At 41.8% G+C, this 18,847-nt stretch carries 18 protein-coding genes; 13 read left to right on the top strand and 5 right to left on the bottom strand.

The window, feature by feature from the left end; genetic code table 11:
- The first annotated feature begins 3 nt into the window (after positions 1-3).
- The 3 genes from LX80_RS08850 to LX80_RS08835 all read left to right on the top strand — a co-directional run bounded on the left by LX80_RS08850 (position 4) and on the right by LX80_RS08835 (position 4,962).
- Entirely contained in the window at positions 4-768 is a 765-nt protein-coding gene (locus tag LX80_RS08850) for a nucleotidyltransferase family protein (RefSeq protein WP_111295683.1), read from the top strand.
- 450 nt (positions 769-1,218) lie between these two features.
- Positions 1,219-4,491, top strand: a complete 3,273-nt coding sequence (locus tag LX80_RS08840; RefSeq protein ID WP_111295381.1) for an arabinofuranosidase catalytic domain-containing protein — start codon at positions 1,219-1,221, stop codon at positions 4,489-4,491.
- Between the two features lie 57 nt (positions 4,492-4,548).
- On the top strand, positions 4,549-4,962 hold the full coding sequence (locus tag LX80_RS08835; protein ID WP_111295379.1) for a hypothetical protein: 414 nt from the start codon (positions 4,549-4,551) through the stop codon (positions 4,960-4,962).
- A 6-nt stretch (positions 4,963-4,968) separates the two neighbouring features.
- Here the strand turns inward: LX80_RS08835 and LX80_RS08830 are convergent, their stop codons facing one another.
- From LX80_RS08830 to LX80_RS08815, 5 genes are all read right to left on the bottom strand, one after another.
- Entirely contained in the window at positions 4,969-5,925 is a 957-nt protein-coding gene (locus LX80_RS08830) for a hypothetical protein (RefSeq protein WP_146250447.1), read from the bottom strand.
- Between the two features lie 486 nt (positions 5,926-6,411).
- Positions 6,412-6,585: a hypothetical protein gene (locus LX80_RS14475; RefSeq protein ID WP_170120419.1), complete on the bottom strand. Its 174-nt coding sequence runs from the start codon at positions 6,583-6,585 to the stop codon at positions 6,412-6,414.
- Complete coding sequence (locus tag LX80_RS14575; RefSeq protein WP_211307737.1) at positions 6,578-6,784, bottom strand: hypothetical protein; 207 nt, start codon at positions 6,782-6,784, stop codon at positions 6,578-6,580. The genes LX80_RS14475 and LX80_RS14575 overlap by 8 nt, the downstream gene beginning before the upstream one ends.
- A 98-nt stretch (positions 6,785-6,882) precedes the next feature.
- Entirely contained in the window at positions 6,883-7,341 is a 459-nt protein-coding gene (locus tag LX80_RS08820) for a DUF5675 family protein (RefSeq protein ID WP_211307736.1), read from the bottom strand.
- Between the two features lie 75 nt (positions 7,342-7,416).
- Positions 7,417-8,055, bottom strand: coding sequence for a DUF6266 family protein (locus LX80_RS08815; protein ID WP_146250445.1), 639 nt, complete (start codon positions 8,053-8,055; stop codon positions 7,417-7,419).
- A 988-nt stretch (positions 8,056-9,043) separates the two neighbouring features.
- Here LX80_RS08815 and LX80_RS08810 point away from each other — a divergent pair.
- From LX80_RS08810 to LX80_RS08765, 10 genes are all read left to right on the top strand, one after another.
- Positions 9,044-9,853, top strand: a complete 810-nt coding sequence (locus LX80_RS08810; protein WP_111295373.1) for a polysaccharide biosynthesis/export family protein — start codon at positions 9,044-9,046, stop codon at positions 9,851-9,853.
- Between the two features lie 21 nt (positions 9,854-9,874).
- On the top strand, positions 9,875-12,304 hold the full coding sequence (locus LX80_RS08805; RefSeq protein ID WP_111295371.1) for a GumC family protein: 2,430 nt from the start codon (positions 9,875-9,877) through the stop codon (positions 12,302-12,304).
- A gap of 311 nt (positions 12,305-12,615) precedes the next feature.
- Entirely contained in the window at positions 12,616-13,467 is an 852-nt protein-coding gene (locus LX80_RS08800; RefSeq protein ID WP_111295369.1) for an ABC transporter permease, read from the top strand.
- A 125-nt stretch (positions 13,468-13,592) separates the two neighbouring features.
- Positions 13,593-14,864: an ABC transporter ATP-binding protein gene (locus LX80_RS08795; RefSeq protein WP_111295367.1), complete on the top strand. Its 1,272-nt coding sequence runs from the start codon at positions 13,593-13,595 to the stop codon at positions 14,862-14,864.
- A gap of 1 nt (position 14,865) precedes the next feature.
- Positions 14,866-15,444, top strand: a complete 579-nt coding sequence (locus tag LX80_RS08790; RefSeq protein WP_211307735.1) for an acyltransferase — start codon at positions 14,866-14,868, stop codon at positions 15,442-15,444.
- A gap of 4 nt (positions 15,445-15,448) precedes the next feature.
- Positions 15,449-15,859: a sugar 3,4-ketoisomerase gene (locus LX80_RS08785; RefSeq protein WP_111295365.1), complete on the top strand. Its 411-nt coding sequence runs from the start codon at positions 15,449-15,451 to the stop codon at positions 15,857-15,859.
- Positions 15,838-16,272 carry a sugar 3,4-ketoisomerase gene (locus LX80_RS08780; protein ID WP_111295363.1) on the top strand — a complete coding sequence of 145 codons (435 nt, stop codon included), beginning with the start codon at positions 15,838-15,840 and terminating at the stop codon, positions 16,270-16,272. Before LX80_RS08785 ends, LX80_RS08780 begins: the two co-directional genes overlap by 22 nt.
- Before the next feature lie 20 nt (positions 16,273-16,292).
- A complete protein-coding gene (locus tag LX80_RS08775; RefSeq protein ID WP_111295361.1) occupies positions 16,293-16,850 on the top strand; it encodes an acyltransferase in 558 nt (185 codons plus the stop codon).
- Positions 16,847-17,956, top strand: coding sequence for a DegT/DnrJ/EryC1/StrS family aminotransferase (locus LX80_RS08770; RefSeq protein ID WP_111295359.1), 1,110 nt, complete (start codon positions 16,847-16,849; stop codon positions 17,954-17,956). The genes LX80_RS08775 and LX80_RS08770 overlap by 4 nt, the downstream gene beginning before the upstream one ends.
- A complete protein-coding gene (locus LX80_RS08765; RefSeq protein ID WP_111295357.1) occupies positions 17,946-18,845 on the top strand; it encodes a glycosyltransferase in 900 nt (299 codons plus the stop codon). The genes LX80_RS08770 and LX80_RS08765 overlap by 11 nt, the downstream gene beginning before the upstream one ends.
- The last annotated feature ends 2 nt before the right edge of the window (positions 18,846-18,847 follow it).

Raw genomic sequence — 18,847 nt, 5'->3', positions numbered from 1 at the left:
ACGATGAGGCAATTATCGGAAAATCCCGTTGTAAAAGCCATGGTATTGGCAGCTGGTTTGGGCACCCGCCTGCAACCCTTTACCCGCACGCATCCCAAGGCGCTGGCACAGGTAAACGGTAAAACCTTGTTAGAATGGAATATTCGTTACCTGCAACAATTCGGCATTCGTAATGTGGTAGTAAATGTGCATCATTTCGCCGATCAAATCATCCAAACCATTCAGGCACATCAGGGGTGGGGAAGTATCCTGCATATTTCCGATGAAACAGAGCAGGTATTGGAAACCGGCGGTGGTTTATACCATGCCCGCAAGCTGTTGGAAGATTGTGATGCTTTGGTGGTGATGAATGTAGATATCTTAACCAATTTAGATCTACAGCTCATGTTGGCGCAACACATCGCCCGGCAATCGGCCGTTACCTTAGCCGTTACCGACAGGGTGGCTTCGCGCTATTTTTTATTCAACCAACGGAACCGCCTTTGCGGATGGCGCAATCAAACAACCGGGGAAGAAAAATTGGTGTTGATGGATGCGCCCTTATTTCCCAAAGCCTTTAGTGGTATTCAAATTATCAATCCGGCCATGTTGCAGCATTTACCGGGTGCAGGGAAGTATTCGTTGGTGGATGTGTATTTACAATGGGCGCCCAATTATCTATTGGAAGGCTTTAACCATACCGGCGATACGTGGATAGATGTAGGCACGCCGGCCACCTTAGCTGCTGCGGAAAGGTTATTTGCTTCACCGGATCAATCATCCCGGTAATTCCTATTCATCTCATTTGTTTGTCAGTTGGTGGGGACACCTGCCACCAGGGAAATGTTGTTGTTCCTACCGGCCATTAATGTATACATGCTTGTTCCCGACAAAACAATGCGACATCTCTTTGCCCTCATGATTGTTATGGCCTTTAATGTATTTAGGATGCCCCCAATAGTCAATCCTTCCCCGGCATGCCTACCCCTTTTGGGTGATATGCCATTGGAAAATCAAAAAATAATAGGGAAATCCGCCAAAAATGGCCTAAAATCGCTAAAACAAATTAAATTTGTCACGTATAATTGGGTCTTTTCTAAAAATGTGGGGTGTAAAACCATTATTTCACAACTGTGAAGCCGCGAAAAGCAGCGAGTGAATATCTATGAGAATAGGCTATACAAAGCTGTAAAATGTTGTAGTGATGGGTTTGTGCACAGATGGCAGCAACCGACTGAAATGAGTTTACGCAACCACCAAAACGAACGCATGGAAAAAACAGTCCGTTTACTACTTGCAATCTTCCTTTGTGCTTTTGCACGGGTGCCGCTATGGGCACAAAATACCCTGGATAAGGCGGGGCTTACCAGTGCTACACCGGCAGCAGTGGCTTATAGTGTGCGTCAGTTAAGCAGCAGTTATACCGGCTATGCCTTGCAGGTACGCCGCAGCAGCGACAATGCTACACAGGATATTGGTTTTACCACCAATGGGGATTTGGATACCGCGGCCTTAAAGAGTTTTGTGGGTACCGGTAACGGCTACGTAACCATTTGGTACGACCAAAGCGGCAATGGGCGCAATGCCACGCAAACTGCCACATCCCAACAACCGGCGATTGTGTTGAGTGGGGTGGTGCAAAGGGCGAACAGCCAACCGGCGGTGGTGTTTGATGGGGTGAGCCAGACAATGGCATCGGCGGCGTTTGGATTAATAAGTCAGCCATTTACGAGGAATAGTGTTGTTACAGCAATAAAAGGTAGTAATGGGAAAACTATATTAGGAAGTGCAAATGGATCGCCATTTAACATTTTGTCGTTTTATAATGGTAACAATAATGTAGTGATAGCCGCACCAAACATTTTAGGGAGTTTAGCATTGCCAAATAATTCGCCTACAGTTTCAACAGAACAATATAATGGTGCGAATTCGCAGCTGTTTTTTAATGGGAATGGAACACCAATTGGGAATGCTGGAACAAATGGTGTAAATGGTGTTCAAATTGCAAATTTTGACAATTCGAGTAATTATTTTTCGAATGTAGCATTTAGTGAAATAGTTTTGTTTCCAACGCAATTATCAACAACTGACAGGCAAACTTTAGAAGCCAATCAAAGTAATTATTATGGTATGAATAATTTAAACCTGACAAAATGGACAGGTTTAAATAATAATACAAATTGGTTTGATAGTGGTAATTGGTCAAATGGCGTTCCAACTTCATCTATTTCGGCAATAATACCTAATGTTTATCCTTTTCCTTTTCCTGTAATTAGCTCGGCTGCTCAAGTTTTGAATTTGACAATTAATAGTAATGCAACCTTGACAGTAAACAATAATTTAAATGTTTTTGGGAATTTATCTAATAGTGGAAATATAATTAACAATAGCAATATCTATGTTGCTGCCAATCTTGTTAATAGCTATAATTTAAGTGGTCAGTTAATTTTAAATGGAACTTCTTCACAATATATAAGCGGTTCAGCATCATATGAGTCCTTAACATTTAATAATTCAGGTGTAAATACTATAACTTTAAATAGCAATATTACTGTTCTTAAAACACTAAATATTATTTCAGGAACTTTAAATTTGAATAATAGTGATATTACTTTAGAAAGTACAAGTATTAATAATACTGCCCAAGTTGGTGTTGTTGGTGGGAATATCATTTATCCTGGAACTGGGCGATTTGTTATACATAGAATAATTGCAAAAGCAGATGGGAGTCTAGACAGCAATTATTATAGAACTATAACTGCGCCCATAGTTTCAGACCAATCGATATGGGCAAATTGGCAAGAAGGGGCAACTACTGCAAACTATAACCCTAATCCCGGTTATGGAACTACAATTACTGGTGAAATAGGTACTAGTCAAGGGAATGATCCTATAAGTGGTATTGATTATAGTGGCTCTGGCAGGCCATCTTTATGGATGTGGGATATAAATTCCCAAAATTTTTCAGTAATAGGAAATACAAAATCTAATAAATTATACGGATATAAAGGATTTTTAATGATTATACAAGGCGATAGAACCTATAATCTATTTGATCCAAATGCGCCTTCCACATTTACCAGTGTAACTTTAAGAAGCAGGGGAAAATTAATAACAGGGAATGTTGTATTCAATTCAAGCTCGGGAATTAGCTACCAACTTGGTGGAACAAATTCTTATACTGACAACTCATACAAATTGTCAAATATTGCCGATACAGGTTATACATTGATTGGTAACCCTTATGCAAGTTCCTTTGATTTTACTGCTGCGATGGCCAATCCTGGTACGAGTGGGTTGGTAACTACTCAATATGGTTACTGGGACGGTACGATCAAAAAATATGTAACTTGGGATGCCGTTACCGGTCCGGATTATGCCGGCTCTGCAGCTACCAAGTATATACAACCCGGACAAGCATTTTTTATACAAAATGATGTAACCAACAATACCCGCCAATTTATTGTAACTGAAACTAATAAAAATACCAACCCGGCTAATTTAACCGGGGTATTTGCACAAGCTACCCCGATGACCAAATTGTACCTTACTTTATCAGACGCCCAAGGCCATACCCGTGACGGAGCTTTATTGGCGCAACGCAGCGATTTCAATAACCAATCCATCATCGGCGAAGATGCCCATAAATTCCGTAACCCGACCGAAAATATGGCTTTTCGCATCCAGCAAAAAAACTGGAGCATTCAAAAAATTCAGCAATTGGCCATAGGCGATACCCTGCCGATTGCTATTTGGAACCTAAGTATCAACCAACCCTACACTTTGGTGGCAGCCGGGGAACAAATTCCTGCCGGTTGGGCTGTTTATGATGCTTATACCCAAAAAACCTATCCCGTTCACAACGGCGATACCTTGCGCCTGTCTTTTACCCCTACTGCCGATACCGCCACTTATTTGCACCGCTTTAGCGTGGTTCGTACCGAGGCCTTACCCAATGCGTCAGTTATTGGGTTACAGGTACAAGCCATCAATGGCGGCTATCACTTATTGGGCATTGCACCCGCCGCCCTGGCTGTTACGGGGCCGGATTATACCTTTGAACGCAGTACCGACAGCCTGCATTTTATGCCCGTGGGGCAGGTTTCCAATGTGCACGACTCGGCTTTTGGTTATGTGGATGCACCTGCGCCTCAAGGTACCTTATGGTACCGTATCCGTGCCCTGGCTGCCGACCGTACCTTGTATTCCAATACGGTTCGGGTAAGGACCAATGGCAACGATATGCGCATCCGCATTTACCCCAATCCCAGCGATGGACAAAGCATTGCCTTGGCTACGGAAAACCTGCCTGCCGGCCTGTACACAATTCAGTTGTACAACAACAACGGTCAGCGGGTATATGCCAATCAAATCAGTATTGCCAATGGTTCTTCGGCACAGGCTTTGCAATGGAATACCCGGTTGGCAGCCGGTACTTATTATTTGCAATTGTCATCAGTGCAAAACCCGTCGGTACAATTTACCCAAACCCTTATTATTCAAAACCATTAATTTTATCCGGTGAATCTGAAGCAGCTATATTTATTTTGTCGGAATGCCTGCCTGGTTATGGGGTTGGCATGGGCAACCCTGCCGGTTCAGGCCCAATTGGGTGGATTGGGATTGGGCAGTCCCTTGGGTGGCACGGTGAATAATTTGCCCATGAATGGCGGACAACAGCGTTCTACCATTGGCAATAGTCGCCTGCAAATCAGTAACGGCATCAGTAATGGTACTATTGGGTTAAGTCCTAATCCAACTTTGCCGGGTAATACCCTAACACCCATTAGTGGTGCTACCTCTCCTGTAATGGGTACTTTTGGTAATCCCGGTGGTGGACCGGGTGGCGGTGGTGTTGGTGGTGGTGGCTACAATGCAGCACCTCTTGATGGCGGTGTGATCATTTTAATTATGTTAGGGCTGGGTATTTTCCTGCAAATCCGGCTGCGGGAATACAAGAAAAATACCCATGCATCTCAATAACAATGTTTACCATTCATTCAGCTGCTTGCGCATTTGCAGCAATAAATCTTTTACTTTTTGCAAGGCGGTTGGTTCGGGACTATAATACCGGCTTTTCAGGGAAGCGGCCGTAATGTTTTTTTGGTTATTCAATACCACCCATTGCGACCAATGCCGAAAATAATCCATCATCACGCTTTTTTGCCATACTCCGGTTTCATACAATAAACGCAATACCAAGGCCAATTCCGATAAACTGAGCGAAGTACGCATGGCACCATTGGCCTCCGGTTGCGGGTACCTTGTTGGAACATTATGTTGTTCCATCAGGCTCCACTTTTTCAATTCAATTTTTATCATTTGTTCCAATACCTCCCTGCAACCGGGTTTTTGCGGATAAAACGGGGGGTTTGTTTCCCCACACCACAATACAATTTCCTGCTGCATGTTCAACCATGCCAGTTGCGCTCCGGCGGCAGTGGCTTCCTCCGCAATTTGATTCGCCCAGTAACTAAAATAATAGTGCAGGAATTCCGGGTCATTATAATTTTTTGCCAACAACAAACGACATACATGGTTCTGCAGGTTATCATCCGCACCCTTGGGTACATGTTGCAAGGCATGTACCCATTCCTGTACATATTGCAACTGTTGCATGGTAATGCCCGATGTTCCCTGCAAAGCCGTGCGAATGGTTTGTTGCAGGCATTGGTAAAGCGCGGCATCGACAGTGGGATGTTGATGATACCATTTGGATAACGCTTCCAACAACTGCGCCTGATACTTTAGCTGTATGCAGGTTGGTACAGTATGAACAAGCATGTATGGGCCTCTGTACACATATATTTTCTCATACAACAACATGAGCCAATGCAAACCATCTTCTATGTCCTTGCCGTAAGGCTCCGGACGAAAGCGTCCGAGGTATTCCGTAATTGTTTCCAAACAACCATAGAGATAATTTTCAAAAAAATTCCATTTCATTTCCCGGTTCACGTATTTTATTCCTAAACACGCATCTGCAACTATCTGGTGCAACTCTTTGAGCACCGGCAGGATATTTTTCATTTGCTCGGAAACAGCCGATAATGTAGTGGCATTCCTAATGTTGTACATGAATGTAATGAAACTGTGCATGAAATGATGCATAGGATATTGTATCATTTTAGGGTTAATGAATAAATGTCATTAAAAATAAAAAGCATATTACAAATTAAAAACTTGCATAACCGTCTATTTATTAAGATATAGTGTATATTGTTTTTTTGTCAATTGGAAAAAATTTTGTATAACCATTTTTTGTGGCATATCTAACTTGATGTATCCTTGCAGCACTGTCATCCGAAGTTATCGGGGTGTTTAAAAGTAAATGACATCAGTTGTTGTAACCACCTTCATTACGGTGCAGCAATAGGGTGCTTCCGATGCATACATTCAAAAAAGCCATCGGTAGGGGCCGATGGCTTGAACTTATCGGCGTTTTTTTCGCCACCATTGCAGCAACAAGGTTGTGCCGTAACTGATTACTGCACCCTCCATGGCCAATACGGCCGTATGAAATGGTTCACTCGATTGTATGGCCTGCCACCACGCAGTAAGGGTGCCGCCAATAGTAGCAATCAGTACCGGCCTGTGTTCATTCATTTGTCTCGTTGTTACTCGGCTCCGGTGCTGCATTGTCAGGTGGTAGCGCTGGTATGGTGGCATCTGTTGCTACGGTTAATTGACTAATGGCACCGGCAACCGTACCGGCCGTAAGCACATATCCGGCAACCGTTACCACCAAAGGCGGAAAACTGACCGGTGCGGTTAAAACGGCCGTGGCTATGGCACTCAGTACCAATGCCAGGCTGCGCAGTCGCTTGAAAAAAACAGGAGTGGGCGCCTGGGCCCTTTGCCAAATTTGTTGCATACATGTTCATTTTAAGTGAGAAAAATGGTTTACCATTGCCCCGGTCTGGCCAGGGTTTTTAATTGGGCTTGCACATTCAGAATCAATAACTGCACTTTTTCTCCCCGGTCAAAAGCGGGTTGCAGGTATTCCAATAAATCCTGCATGGCCTGTCGCGATAAAATGCCGCGTCCGGGCCCCGTTAGTTGTTTTACCGGTGCCAAACAACCGCGCAATTCGCGTAAGGCATCATTGGCCGGATGGATTAAAATACCGGCTCTGCCGGGTACATCCAATACGGCGATATGGGTGCCGAAACGGTCATTTTCCCGTCGTTCCAAGGTGTACAAGCCTTCGGGAATACAGGAAATTTGGGGCAGATTCTGTTGCCAGGGTAATTCAATGGTGTGGCCAATCAGTTGTTGCTGCCGCCATAATGCACCATTGGTCCCTTCTTTCTGATAGGTTCTGAATAAATACAATAACATAGGTTGAGTTTTTTTAACCATACCCCCGGCTTTACAGGCGACAAGCAGACAATCAGTGGGGCTATTTCGCTGTGCAGCAAGGGGGTATCGTTGGGTTTACAATACGGTTACCTGACCGGTGTACAGGCTGTTGGCGATTTCTTTGCCATCGGCCGACATGAAGCCAATCCAGGTTTCTACGGTTTTGCCGCTGAACTGACTCACATCCATTACTGCCTGCTCTGCACTGCGTGCCGGGCCGTTAACGGTGTAAATGGCATGGAGGGTGTCGGGACAATACACGGTAATCAGGGCAATATCATCGTCCTTAGCCTTACCCGTACTGCCATTATTGGTCCAAATGAAATTCACCTTGCCGGTTGTGCCGGCAATTGCCCCCACATTTTGAGCATTGGGCAAATCGCCTCGGCTTAACAACAACATATTGTATTGCAGTCCAATGTTGGGGTACAAACCGGATGTGCCGTTTTTGAGGTTATAACTCAGCGCAGCATTCAAAGCTGTTTGTTTTTGCGCTGCTTTTTGAAATCCTACTTGTACCATCCCTTTTACGCTTTGTAAAAAGCCGGTCATGAGGGTAAACCGCATTTGTTGGTCAAGCTGTGCCAGGGTTGCTTGTCCTTTTCTGGGGCCCGATTTACTGCGGATATAATCAATACCCCGCCAGTTACTGCCCACAACGGTACCCACTTTCCCATTCACGGGACCCAGGATACCTTTGGTAATTCTTGCCATAATGTTTGTTTTTAAATGTTCAGGAATGGCCATTGCTTCTCCGCGGCTGAAGTGTTGGCGTTACGGCTGCTAAACTAGTAGTGCCCATGGCCGATTTCTTGTACCTGTCGTACCGGTACATGGGTACAATGCCCGTGAATGCTGAAAACATTCAAAAAAAAATGTTGTGACAAAAAAGAGGAAACTGCGCGTTTACCCCTGTTCCATAAAACCTCATACAGCGGCTGCGATAGGCCGGGGCAACCGAACAGCCGACAGCATAGGTGCTTCAGTAATTTAAAAATCAATGCTTTGGCATATTGTCGAAGGATAACAGAACTTCGAAGGGTATTCGGCAACACCCATACCGAAAGCATACCCATTCGGCATTTGCCGAAATACTATCGAACCGGTCTCGAATCTGTCTCGAAGCAGGTATGAGTTTGCCTGATAATGAATACCGCTATCAGTTGGTGTTGCCAACCACCCAAAATACCGCTTTCGGTTGTTGTCATCACCGACCGAAACGTGAAGGGCAAAAAAGGGAATGGTTATTAATGCTATCTTGGTTAAAGGGGAAGCACCGGATGTGTCGGGTGGGGACACCTGCCACTAAGGGGTGAGTTGTTGGTTGTTGTCACCACCGACCGAAACAAACCTATTGCCTTTGCTGTATCGGTCGGGATACACAACAAAAGAAAAACCTTGCTGAAACCCATACCGCCAAAAATCAGGCACCATATTTGTTTCAAGCCGCGGCGTCGCCGGGCGTGTATAAATTTTCAATTAACTTAATTTATGCACCTTGGCCGGCAACATACCAAATTCCATATATTTGTTTTCGTTTCTCATAAAGGGAGTAAATCTCCACAGAAACACCGGTTCCAGGTTGAAAATTTAAAAAGCGACTGTGAGTCACGTGGCGAAGCTGTGTAAACCATTCAATCAATCAAATTAATTCTTCATAATTCAAAGGGTTTCTGTACTTTCCCTTTTATTTGTCATTGACATGCATACAAAACGATTATTCGCCTTTGGGCTTATTTTACTGCTGGCAGCCTGTAATCCGGCCAAGCGGCTCGACCGCAATTACAACCTATTCCAGAAAAATATTGACAGCGTTACCATTACACCGCTGCAATACCCGGTAATACAACCCAATGACCAGTTAAACATTAGCGTGTACAGTGCCACCCCGAATCAGGAACAGGCTGCCCTGTTTAATTTGGCCAATACGGCCGGCAGCAATGGCAGCATGGCGGGTGAGGGGGCAGTGGGGGGCAGCACATCTGCCGCCGGTTATTTTGTTGACCTGGAAGGCTATATTCAAATGCCCGTGATTGGCCGCATTAAAGCCGCCGGTTTAACCATTCCTGCCCTGCGCGATACCCTGCAGGCCCGATTGGCACCTTATGTGATGAGTCCCGTGGTGCTCGTCAAATTCAATCAATTTAAAGTGAGTGTGATGGGGGAAGTCATTACTCCGGGTATCAAAACCTTTCCTTCGGGCATTGCCACCATCCTTGATGCCATTAATATGAGTGGCGGGCTTAAAGATGAAGGCCGCCGCGACAGTATTGTGCTCATCCGCCAAGACAGTGGCCGCATTCAACACTATACTTACGACCTGCGTTCGGTGCAAAATACCTTTGCCTCGCCGGAATACCAGTTGAAGCAAAATGACATTGTATATGTGAAAGCCAATGACCGGAAACTGCGTCAGTTGAAACAAAACCCGAATACATTGCGCACCATTCAAATTGTAACGACTGTTGCTTCATTAATTTTAATTACCCTAACCCTCTACCGTACTTTTTAATTCACCAAATTCATTCATGGCATGGAGCAAACACCGCCCACCCACCAGCAAACCCAAACCACGGCTTACCGGCTTAGGGAATTGTTGTTCAAATACCTCGCCTACCTGCCCCTCTTTATTTTAAGTGTGGTAATTTGTGTGGGTGTGGGCTATATTTATATCAAATATACCGTACCCATTTACAATGCCAGTACCCTGCTGCTCATTAAGCCGGGTGAAGACAATACCATTTCCCAAACCCCCGGCAATGACCCTGTTTCCATAGCCTTAACCGGTGGCCGGAAAGTGAATCTGGACAATGAAATAGAACAGTTGCGTTCTTATCCCGTTATAGAAAGGGTGGTAAAAGCCGGCCAATTTAACCTGCGCTATTTTACCAAGGGGAAAATCAACCGTTATGAAATTGACAAAGCCGGGGGCTTCCAACTCATTCCTTTGCAAATTGCCGACAGCAGCCATGCCTATACTTTTGCCATTCCCGAATATACCCTTACCGGGGGTGAAATTACCTGGGGCGGGCCTGACAATGATGCCCATCGTCAGGCTTTTCGCTGGAATGATACCCTTAGCCTGGAAGGGATGCGCCTGGTATTGGTACCCAATAAGGGGCTTGTCCCCAATACCATTCCTTATACCATTGTATGGGAACCGATTCCCCAGGCCATCGGCGAAATACAGGGTGGTTTGTCCATTACCATTCCCAATCCCAAAACCACTACCCTGCAATTGAACATAAAAGTGGAAAATCGTTTCCGGGGGCAGGAAATTTTGAATACCCTGATTGAACAATACAAGATTGTAGACATTGACGATAAAAATAGGGTAGCCCGCAATTCCATTGCCTTTATTGACCAGCGCCTGAATATTGTGCAACAGGAATTAACTCAGTTGGAGTTAGACATCAAAAACTACAAAGAACGCAACCACATCAGTGACCTCAGCATCATGAGCCAGCAATATGCCGCTACCACCAAGGCTTTTCAGGATGCCATTGACGGGTTGCAAACCAAATTGAGTTTGGCGGCCATGGTAAACGATTACATCAGTCGCCCGGAAAACAACCATAAACTGATTCCTTCCAGCATGGGGATTGATGACCCTACATTCATGGCATTGGTGGCCAATTACAACGAAGTGCAATTGAAAAAAGACAAAAATGCGCCCTATATTACTTCGGGGGGGATGATCAGCGGTGATTTGGAAAACCAATTGGCGCAAACCCGGAAAAGCATGCTCATCAGTTTGGCCAATTACCAAAAAGCCGTTCGGGAACAATTGGCCATGCAACAAAAAAACCTGGCGGCCAATGATGCTTTGTTGTTTTCCCTTCCCGAAAAAGAGCGGGAATTGATGGATATTAACCGGCAAAAATCCATTAAAGAAAGCCTGTATCTGTATTTGTTGCAAAAAAGGGAAGAGGCGGCTATTTCCAGCTCTTCCACCGTATCCAATTACCAGCAGCTCACCCCGGCCGTTTCCTCGCCCGTACCGGTGGAACCGCGTACCAACAATATTCGCATGTTCTCGCTGCTGCTGGGTATTGTGCTGCCCTTTGGCATCATCTTCATCATCGATTTATTGAACGATAAGGTAACCACCCGCGAAGACATTGTGCAACGTATTGACAAGCCCATTGTGGGCGAAATCAGCCATGCGGGATTGGCCGGCCGCCATATTATTGTCACCAGTTCCCGCAATGTTATTGCCGAACAGTTTCGCATTTTGCGTACCAACATGGAGTTTCAGACTAAAGGGAAACCCAAGCCGGTAACCTATTTGGTTACTTCTTCGGTGAGTGGGGAAGGAAAATCTTTTGTCAGCCTGAATTTGGCCGCAGTCTTATCCCTTTCTTCCAAAAAAGTGGCTTTATTGGAATTCGATTTGCGCAAATTGCGCAAAGAAGTGTATGAGGGAGAGCAGCAAAACCCCAAGGGCATTACCAATTGCTTAATTGGGCAGGTACAAAATCCGGCTGAAGCCATTACCACCATTGACAGCCTGCCAAACCTGCATATTTTTCGTTCCGGCCCCATCCCCCCCAATCCTGCTGAATTGGTGATTGGGGAACAAGTAACTGCTTTCATGCAATGGGTAAAAGAACGGTATGATTACATCATTATTGACTCTGCACCGGTAGGCTTGGTGAGTGATACCTATGCGTTTACGGCCTATGCCGATTCGGTGATTTACCTGATTCGGCAACGGTTTACCTATAAAAAACAAGTGGACTTTTTTGCGGATTTAGTGGCGCAAAACAAGTTACCCAATGCCTGTATAGTGGTGAATGATGTGCAGTTGGGCGGTCGCTACGGCTATTATGGGTATGGCTATGGATATGGAGGGTATGGGTATATGTACCGCTATGGGTTGTACAGCAAACGCGGTTATGGCTATGGTTATTACGGTAAAACCGACCAGGAGGGCTATTTTGATCCGCCGGATAAAAGTTAATGGGGGGAGCAGTGCCATTTCCCTGCTGTGGTTTTTCCCTTTAAAAGCATGGAGGGAAGTGATAAGCAAATTTTATGCATCCGGACTTAGGATGCAGCAACCTACAACTTAAAAAATTTGCTCAGAAACACACCGACACTACCTGCCCCACCAAGGCGAATGGCTTTGACTTGTTATCGAAATAAAAATACACCACCCTGAACAGAACAAACAACAACCCCTCAAAAAGGAATTGAATACACTTGTCTTCCACACTACCCCACTCTTATTATCTCATTACCCCAATTCAATCAAACAATTGATGAAACCTTATGCACGAAGAAAAAGCGGAATGGACAGAAATCATTGAGCCCCGGGCGCATTTACTGGATTTAAAACTACGTGAGCTTTGGCGCTACTGCGACTTGTTAATCATGCTGGTGCGTCGTGATTTTGTAGCGACTTATAAGCAAACCATTTTGGGCCCCATTTGGTTTTTCATTCAACCCTTGTTAACCACGGTTACCTATATGCTCATTTTTGGCAATATTGCCAAAATTTCAACGGATGGCTTACCCATGGCGGTGTTTTACTTAGCCGGTATTACCATTTGGAACTATTATGCCGACAGCCTGAATAAAACGGCAACGGTATTCCGCGACAATGCCAATATTTTTGGTAAAGTATATTTTCCCCGCCTCATTATGCCTTTAAGTATTGTGGTATCGAATTTGGTGCGCCTGGGCATACAGGTAAGTTTGTTCCTCCTCATATGGGCCTACTATTTAATCAGCGGTGCCAACCTGCATCCCAATCTTTATTTGTTGTTGGTGCCCTTAGTGGTGGTGCTCATGGCTTTTCAGGCATTGGGGTTGGGCATGATCATCAGTGCCCTCACCACCAAATACCGCGACCTGATTTTCCTGCTCACGTTTGGTGTACAATTGCTCATGTATGCCACTCCCGTTATTTATCCCATGAGTGCCCTGCCCAAAAAATATGCAATGGTGATTCATGCCAATCCTTTGTCGGAGCTGGTGGAATTGTTTCGTTACGCTTTCACGGGCAGTGGACAGGTTAGCTGGGAAGGCTTGGCCTATAGTGTGGTATGTACGGTGGTATTGCTGGTGCTGGGTGCCCTTATTTTCAATCGGGTAGAACGCAAATTCATGGATACGGTATAATTGCGCACACTGTATTCTGATGAAGAAAGCAAATGAGCCCCGGGAAACAATCAACCCTTATTGACGACACAAAGAGGGTTCAGCAGGCAAGGAGCTTCATTTCAAAAAACAGGTAAATTTATGCTATGTCACAACCCATTATACAGGTAGAACATTTAAGCAAGCAATATCGGCTGGGCGAAGTAGGCACCGGCACGTTAAGCCACGATTTAAAACGTTGGTGGTACAAGGTTCGGGGCAAGGAAGACCCCTTTGCCCGTATAGGCGAGGTAAATGACCGCAGTACCAAGGGCGACAGCGAATATGTATGGGCTTTGAAAGACATTAACTTCAGTGTACAACCCGGCGAAGTAGTGGGCATTATCGGGCGCAATGGGGCGGGTAAGAGTACCTTATTAAAAATACTGTCTAAGACCACGGCACCCACCACCGGCCGCATTAAAGTGCGGGGGCGTATAGCCAGTTTATTGGAAGTGGGTACGGGTTTTCATCCCGAATTAACCGGTCGGGAAAATATTTACCTGAATGGAGCCATACTGGGCATGACCCGAAAGGAAATTAACCGACAGTTTGATGCCATTGTGGATTTTGCCGGGGTAGAACGCTATGTGGACACCCCCGTGAAGCGTTACAGCAGCGGGATGTATGTACGCTTAGCCTTTGCCGTAGCGGCCCATTTGGAACCGGAGATACTGATTGTAGATGAAGTATTGGCTGTAGGCGATGCTGAGTTTCAAAAAAAATGCCTCGGGAAAATGAAGGATGTAAGTGTGCAGGACGGCAGAACGGTATTGTTTGTGAGTCATAATATGGGAGCAGTTAAGCAGTTGTGCACATCTGCAATAGCGCTTGAAAATGGTTTAATTACATATGTTGGTAATACAATAGATACTGTATCATATTATCAAAATAGAGGCGAAAAAAAAACATATTTAAATTATATTGGGCTTGTTGAAAAGGCACCGGGAAATGCATTTATAAAATTATTAAAATTCGAGGTTGGATCGAAAGACGGAAAAGTAATTACGATTTCTTCAGGGATTGATTTTAATATAGTTTTTATTAATGTTAAAGTGAATATTAATTTAGCTGTAAGTTTGATTGTTCAAAATTCTGATGAAATTATTATTTGTGAAATTCCCTATTTGATTACAACTGAAAGAAACTCAAAACATGGAATATATGAAATAAATTTTAATATACCAGGATATACTCTCAATGCAGGTACATACAGTATCAGTATTCTTTTTGGCGAAGATCAAAGATTTGTTCTCAAAAAATTTGAACATGTTGTGGAGTTTGAAATTGTAAATGAATATATAGGTAATAATATAAATAATTTACCAGGTTTTTTGCGTATAAATCCATTTATTACATGTGAGTTCAAAGACCTTTAATATGATTAAATTATTTGCTAAGTTCTTTTCAAAAAGGTTTCAACTAATTCGCATATACTTATTTCAAAATCTGAGCAACTATAAAATAGTAGAAGGATCACCACAAATCAAGCAGCCAACTCTTTTTGTGGGGAGTGGTAAAATTATTTTCAAAGAAAAAGTACAATTAGGATATTACCCTTCTCCAATGTATTTTGATACTTCAATTTATATTGAAGCCAGATCGAAAGCGAGTACTATTATTTTTGAAAAAAATGTGATTATTAATAATAATGCAAAAATCATTTGTGATAAAACTTCTATCTATATTGGTGAAAATACAATCATTGGCTATAATGTAGAAGTTTTAGATTCTGATTTTCATGGGTTATCTGTTGAAAATCGAAAAAATGGTAATTATGAATGTAAACCAGTACATATTCATAAAAATGTTTTCATTGGTAATAATGTTGTTATTTTGAAAGGAGTAACAATCGGAGAGAATTCTGTTATTGGCAATTCCACTGTAGTTACGAAAGATGTGCCTCCAAATGCTATTTTAGTCGGTAATCCAGGAAAAATTATTCGATATATTAATTAATAAAATGACTAAACAAGTTGAAATTATCTCTTTACCGAAGATACAGGATCCAAGAGGTAACCTATCTTTTTTACAGGATAATCATCAAATTCCTTTTGCCATTGCCCGAACCTATTGGATATATGATGTGCCGGGTGGTGAAAAAAGGGGGGGCCATGCATTTAAAACCCAACAAGAATTCATTATAGCATTGAGTGGCAGTTTTGAAGTTGTATTAAATAATGGGGAGGAAGAGAAAAGATGGTTATTGAATCGTTCTTATTACGGATTATATGTGCCACCCGGTTGGTGGCGTAGCTTAGAAAACTTTTCTACCAATGCCCTAGCACTGATTGCGAGTGATAAAATGTATGACTCAGAAGATTATATTCGTGATTTTTCAACTTTTTGTGAATGGATAAGAATGAAAAAATAAAAAACTTTAAGGTTTTTGATTGTTCTGTTATTGAATTGAATAAAATTGCCAATCGTTCAGGTAATATTACTGTTATTGAAAATAATGTACAAATTCCATTCAAAATAAAAAGAATATTTTATTTATATGATATTCCGGGTGGTGAATCCAGAGGAGCACATGCACATTATAATTGTCATCAATTTTTAATCGCTGCCAGTGGTTCATTCGAAGTTTCATTAGATGATGGGAAAACGCAAAGAATTGTACAATTAAACAGACCATATTTAGGATTACATATACCACCGGGAATTTGGGCATCAGAAATCAACTTCTCTTCCGGTTCCATTTGTTTGGTATTGGCTTCTGAATTGTATAGTACGAACGATTATATACGTGATTATAATCAATTTTTATTACTGAAACGTTCTTGAGTAAATAATTATAATAATATATGTGTATCATACATCCATTGGCATCGGTTCAATCAAACAATATCGGTGAGAATACAATGATTTGGCAATATGCCATTATTTTAAATGGTGCTAAAATTGGAAAAAATTGCAATATCAATTGTCACACTTTTATTGAAAATGATGTGATTATAGGGGATGAAGTTACCATCAAAGCAGGAGTTTATTTGTGGGATGGAGTTCGATTGGGTAACAAAGTATTTATTGGACCTAATGTTTCTTTTACGAATGATAAATATCCTCGTTCAAAACAATATCCATCACAATTTCAAATAACGAGTATTGAAGAGGGTGTTAGTATTGGTGCTGCTGCTATTATAATGGGCGGCATAACGATTGGTGCTTATGCTATGATTGCTGCAGGTGCTTTAGTTAATAAATCCGTTCCTGGCAGGGCTTTAATGATGGGTTCACCTGCTATCATTAAAGGCTGGATGAACGAAGATGGGACTAAAATGAGGCAAACCGGCGATAATACTTTTGAGGACAAATATGGTAATACATGGTTCTTTAAAAATAATCAATTAGTTCCGGCATGAAAATTCCTTTTGTAAATTTTGAACCCATGCATCATGCCCTGCAAGCTGCTATGCAAGCCGCTTTTCAACGGGTTTATGATGCCAATTGGTTTGTATTAGGCAAAGAAGTAGAAGCATTTGAAACTGCTTATGCGCAGTTTAATGCCGTAAAATATTGTGTTGGGTTAAGCAATGGATTGGATGCATTACACCTTGCATTAAAAACTTTGGGAATAGGAGTGGGAGATGAAGTTATAGTACCATCCAATACCTATATTGCTACCTGGTTGGCAGTGTCTTATACCGGTGCTACACCCATACCTGTTGAACCTAATACTGAAACCTATAATTTGGACCCTGCGAAGTTAGAAGAAGCCATTACTTCCCGTACAAAAGCTATCTTACCGGTGCATTTATATGGGCAAAGTTGCAATATGACTTCCATTATAAATATTGCTAAAAAATATGATTTAAAGGTAGTAGAAGATAATGCACAGGCACAAGGTGCCAGCTGGGAAGGATGTTTAACCGGAAGTTTTGGACATATTAATGCCACCAGCTTTTATCCGGGTAAAAACCTAGGTGCTTTGGGTGATGCAGGTGCCATTACCACCAATAGCATCGAATATGCTGAACAGATAGCAATCTATCGCAATTATGGTTCAAAACAGAAATATTACAATGAACGTATCGGCTACAATATGCGTTTGGATGAATTACAAGCTGCTTTTTTGCAAGTGAAATTGCCGCATTTGAATAAGTGGATTGCTGAAAGACAAACAATTGCACAGTGGTACAATGAAGCACTAAAGGGTGTAGGCGATTTGTTCTTGCCGATAGTTGAGCCCGGTGCAACACATGTGTATCATTTATATGTGATAAGAACTCAATATCGCGATGCTTTACAAGCTTACTTAACAAGTCGGGGTATTGGCACCTTAATTCATTATCCATTACCACCGCATTTACAAAAAGCCTATAGCTACTTGGGTTATAAAAAGGGTGACTTCCCCATTGCGGAAGCATTGGCTAATACTTGTTTAAGTCTTCCTGTATGGTCTGGCATTTCAAACGAGGAATTAATGTTTATTGTTAATTCGATAAAAGAATTTTATAATGGAAGATAATGGGTTGGTAAGTATCATAATAGTGAGTTATAATCATGAAAATTTTATTTCTACCTGTATAAAAAGTATTTTTTATCAGACTTATTCTAATTGGGAACTCATTGTTGCAGATGATGCATCCAGAGATAATTCTGTAAAAATATTTAATGAAGAATTAAATAAATATGGAATAAATGCAACTAAAATATATAATAATGAGAATATAGGATTTTCTGCAACATTAAATAAGTGTTTGAAGTATTGTAAAGGAGAATTTATAAAAATAATTTCTGCTGATGATTATTTACATTTTAATTTTCTAAAAGATTCTATAAAAACATTTTCTGAAATTGGATACGAATATGGTGTCATTTACTCAAATGCAATTGTTGTAGAGGACACAAATTTGAATGAAAGAAAAAAAGTTTTGATCAATAACCCAGATGAAACACATTCTGGCTATATTTTTAATTTTTTAGTAAATAAAAATTTTATCCCTGCTTTAACTGTTATTATTCGTAGAGAGGTTATATTAAAAGTTGGTGAATTTGATACTCAAAATATTTTAGAAGATTATGATTATTGGATGCGTGCCTCTTTGATAACGAAATTTTATTATATTAATAGTGAACTTGCTTATTATAGAATTCACACGCAAAATGTTTCAAATAAAATTACTGATTGGACAAAGTATTATTTATTAATTTTTTTAAAGCATGCGAAATATTCTAAGGAATGTAGAAAGAAAATAGAATTTTTTGCAATATCATTTTATAAAAACGACAATAAAGAATTACTTAATAAGATATATCAATCTAATGTATACACTTTTAAAATCATATTGATTAAATTATTTTATGAGATTCATTTTCCAAAAAGATTTGGATATAAAATTCTTTGGCATATATAAGT

The sequence above is a fragment of the Hydrotalea sandarakina genome (assembly GCF_003254115.1).
GTDB lineage: Bacteria > Bacteroidota > Bacteroidia > Chitinophagales > Chitinophagaceae > Hydrotalea > Hydrotalea sandarakina.
The sequence above is the reverse complement of the archived record's forward strand: the minus strand, read 5'-3'. Positions and strand labels throughout refer to the sequence as shown.

Excerpts from the sequence above, each read along its gene's own strand:
- LX80_RS08765 (WP_111295357.1), top strand. The coding sequence starts at position 17,946 with ATGGAAGATAATGGGTTGGTAAGTATCATAATAGTGAGTTATAATCAT.
- LX80_RS14475 (WP_170120419.1), bottom strand. The coding sequence starts at position 6,585 with ATGAATGAACACAGGCCGGTACTGATTGCTACTATTGGCGGCACCCTT.
- LX80_RS08810 (WP_111295373.1), top strand. The coding sequence starts at position 9,044 with ATGCATACAAAACGATTATTCGCCTTTGGGCTTATTTTACTGCTGGCA.
- LX80_RS08800 (WP_111295369.1), top strand. The coding sequence starts at position 12,616 with ATGCACGAAGAAAAAGCGGAATGGACAGAAATCATTGAGCCCCGGGCG.
- LX80_RS08815 (WP_146250445.1), bottom strand. The coding sequence starts at position 8,055 with ATGGCAAGAATTACCAAAGGTATCCTGGGTCCCGTGAATGGGAAAGTG.
- LX80_RS08795 (WP_111295367.1), top strand. The coding sequence starts at position 13,593 with ATGTCACAACCCATTATACAGGTAGAACATTTAAGCAAGCAATATCGG.
- LX80_RS08805 (WP_111295371.1), top strand. The coding sequence starts at position 9,875 with ATGGAGCAAACACCGCCCACCCACCAGCAAACCCAAACCACGGCTTAC.
- LX80_RS08830 (WP_146250447.1), bottom strand. The coding sequence starts at position 5,925 with ATGAAATGGAATTTTTTTGAAAATTATCTCTATGGTTGTTTGGAAACA.
- LX80_RS08775 (WP_111295361.1), top strand. The coding sequence starts at position 16,293 with ATGTGTATCATACATCCATTGGCATCGGTTCAATCAAACAATATCGGT.
- LX80_RS08850 (WP_111295683.1), top strand. The coding sequence starts at position 4 with ATGAGGCAATTATCGGAAAATCCCGTTGTAAAAGCCATGGTATTGGCA.
- LX80_RS08820 (WP_211307736.1), bottom strand. The coding sequence starts at position 7,341 with ATGGTTAAAAAAACTCAACCTATGTTATTGTATTTATTCAGAACCTAT.
- LX80_RS08840 (WP_111295381.1), top strand. The coding sequence starts at position 1,219 with ATGAGTTTACGCAACCACCAAAACGAACGCATGGAAAAAACAGTCCGT.
- LX80_RS08785 (WP_111295365.1), top strand. The coding sequence starts at position 15,449 with ATGACTAAACAAGTTGAAATTATCTCTTTACCGAAGATACAGGATCCA.
- LX80_RS08780 (WP_111295363.1), top strand. The coding sequence starts at position 15,838 with ATGGATAAGAATGAAAAAATAAAAAACTTTAAGGTTTTTGATTGTTCT.
- LX80_RS08835 (WP_111295379.1), top strand. The coding sequence starts at position 4,549 with ATGGGGTTGGCATGGGCAACCCTGCCGGTTCAGGCCCAATTGGGTGGA.
- LX80_RS08770 (WP_111295359.1), top strand. The coding sequence starts at position 16,847 with ATGAAAATTCCTTTTGTAAATTTTGAACCCATGCATCATGCCCTGCAA.
- LX80_RS08790 (WP_211307735.1), top strand. The coding sequence starts at position 14,866 with ATGATTAAATTATTTGCTAAGTTCTTTTCAAAAAGGTTTCAACTAATT.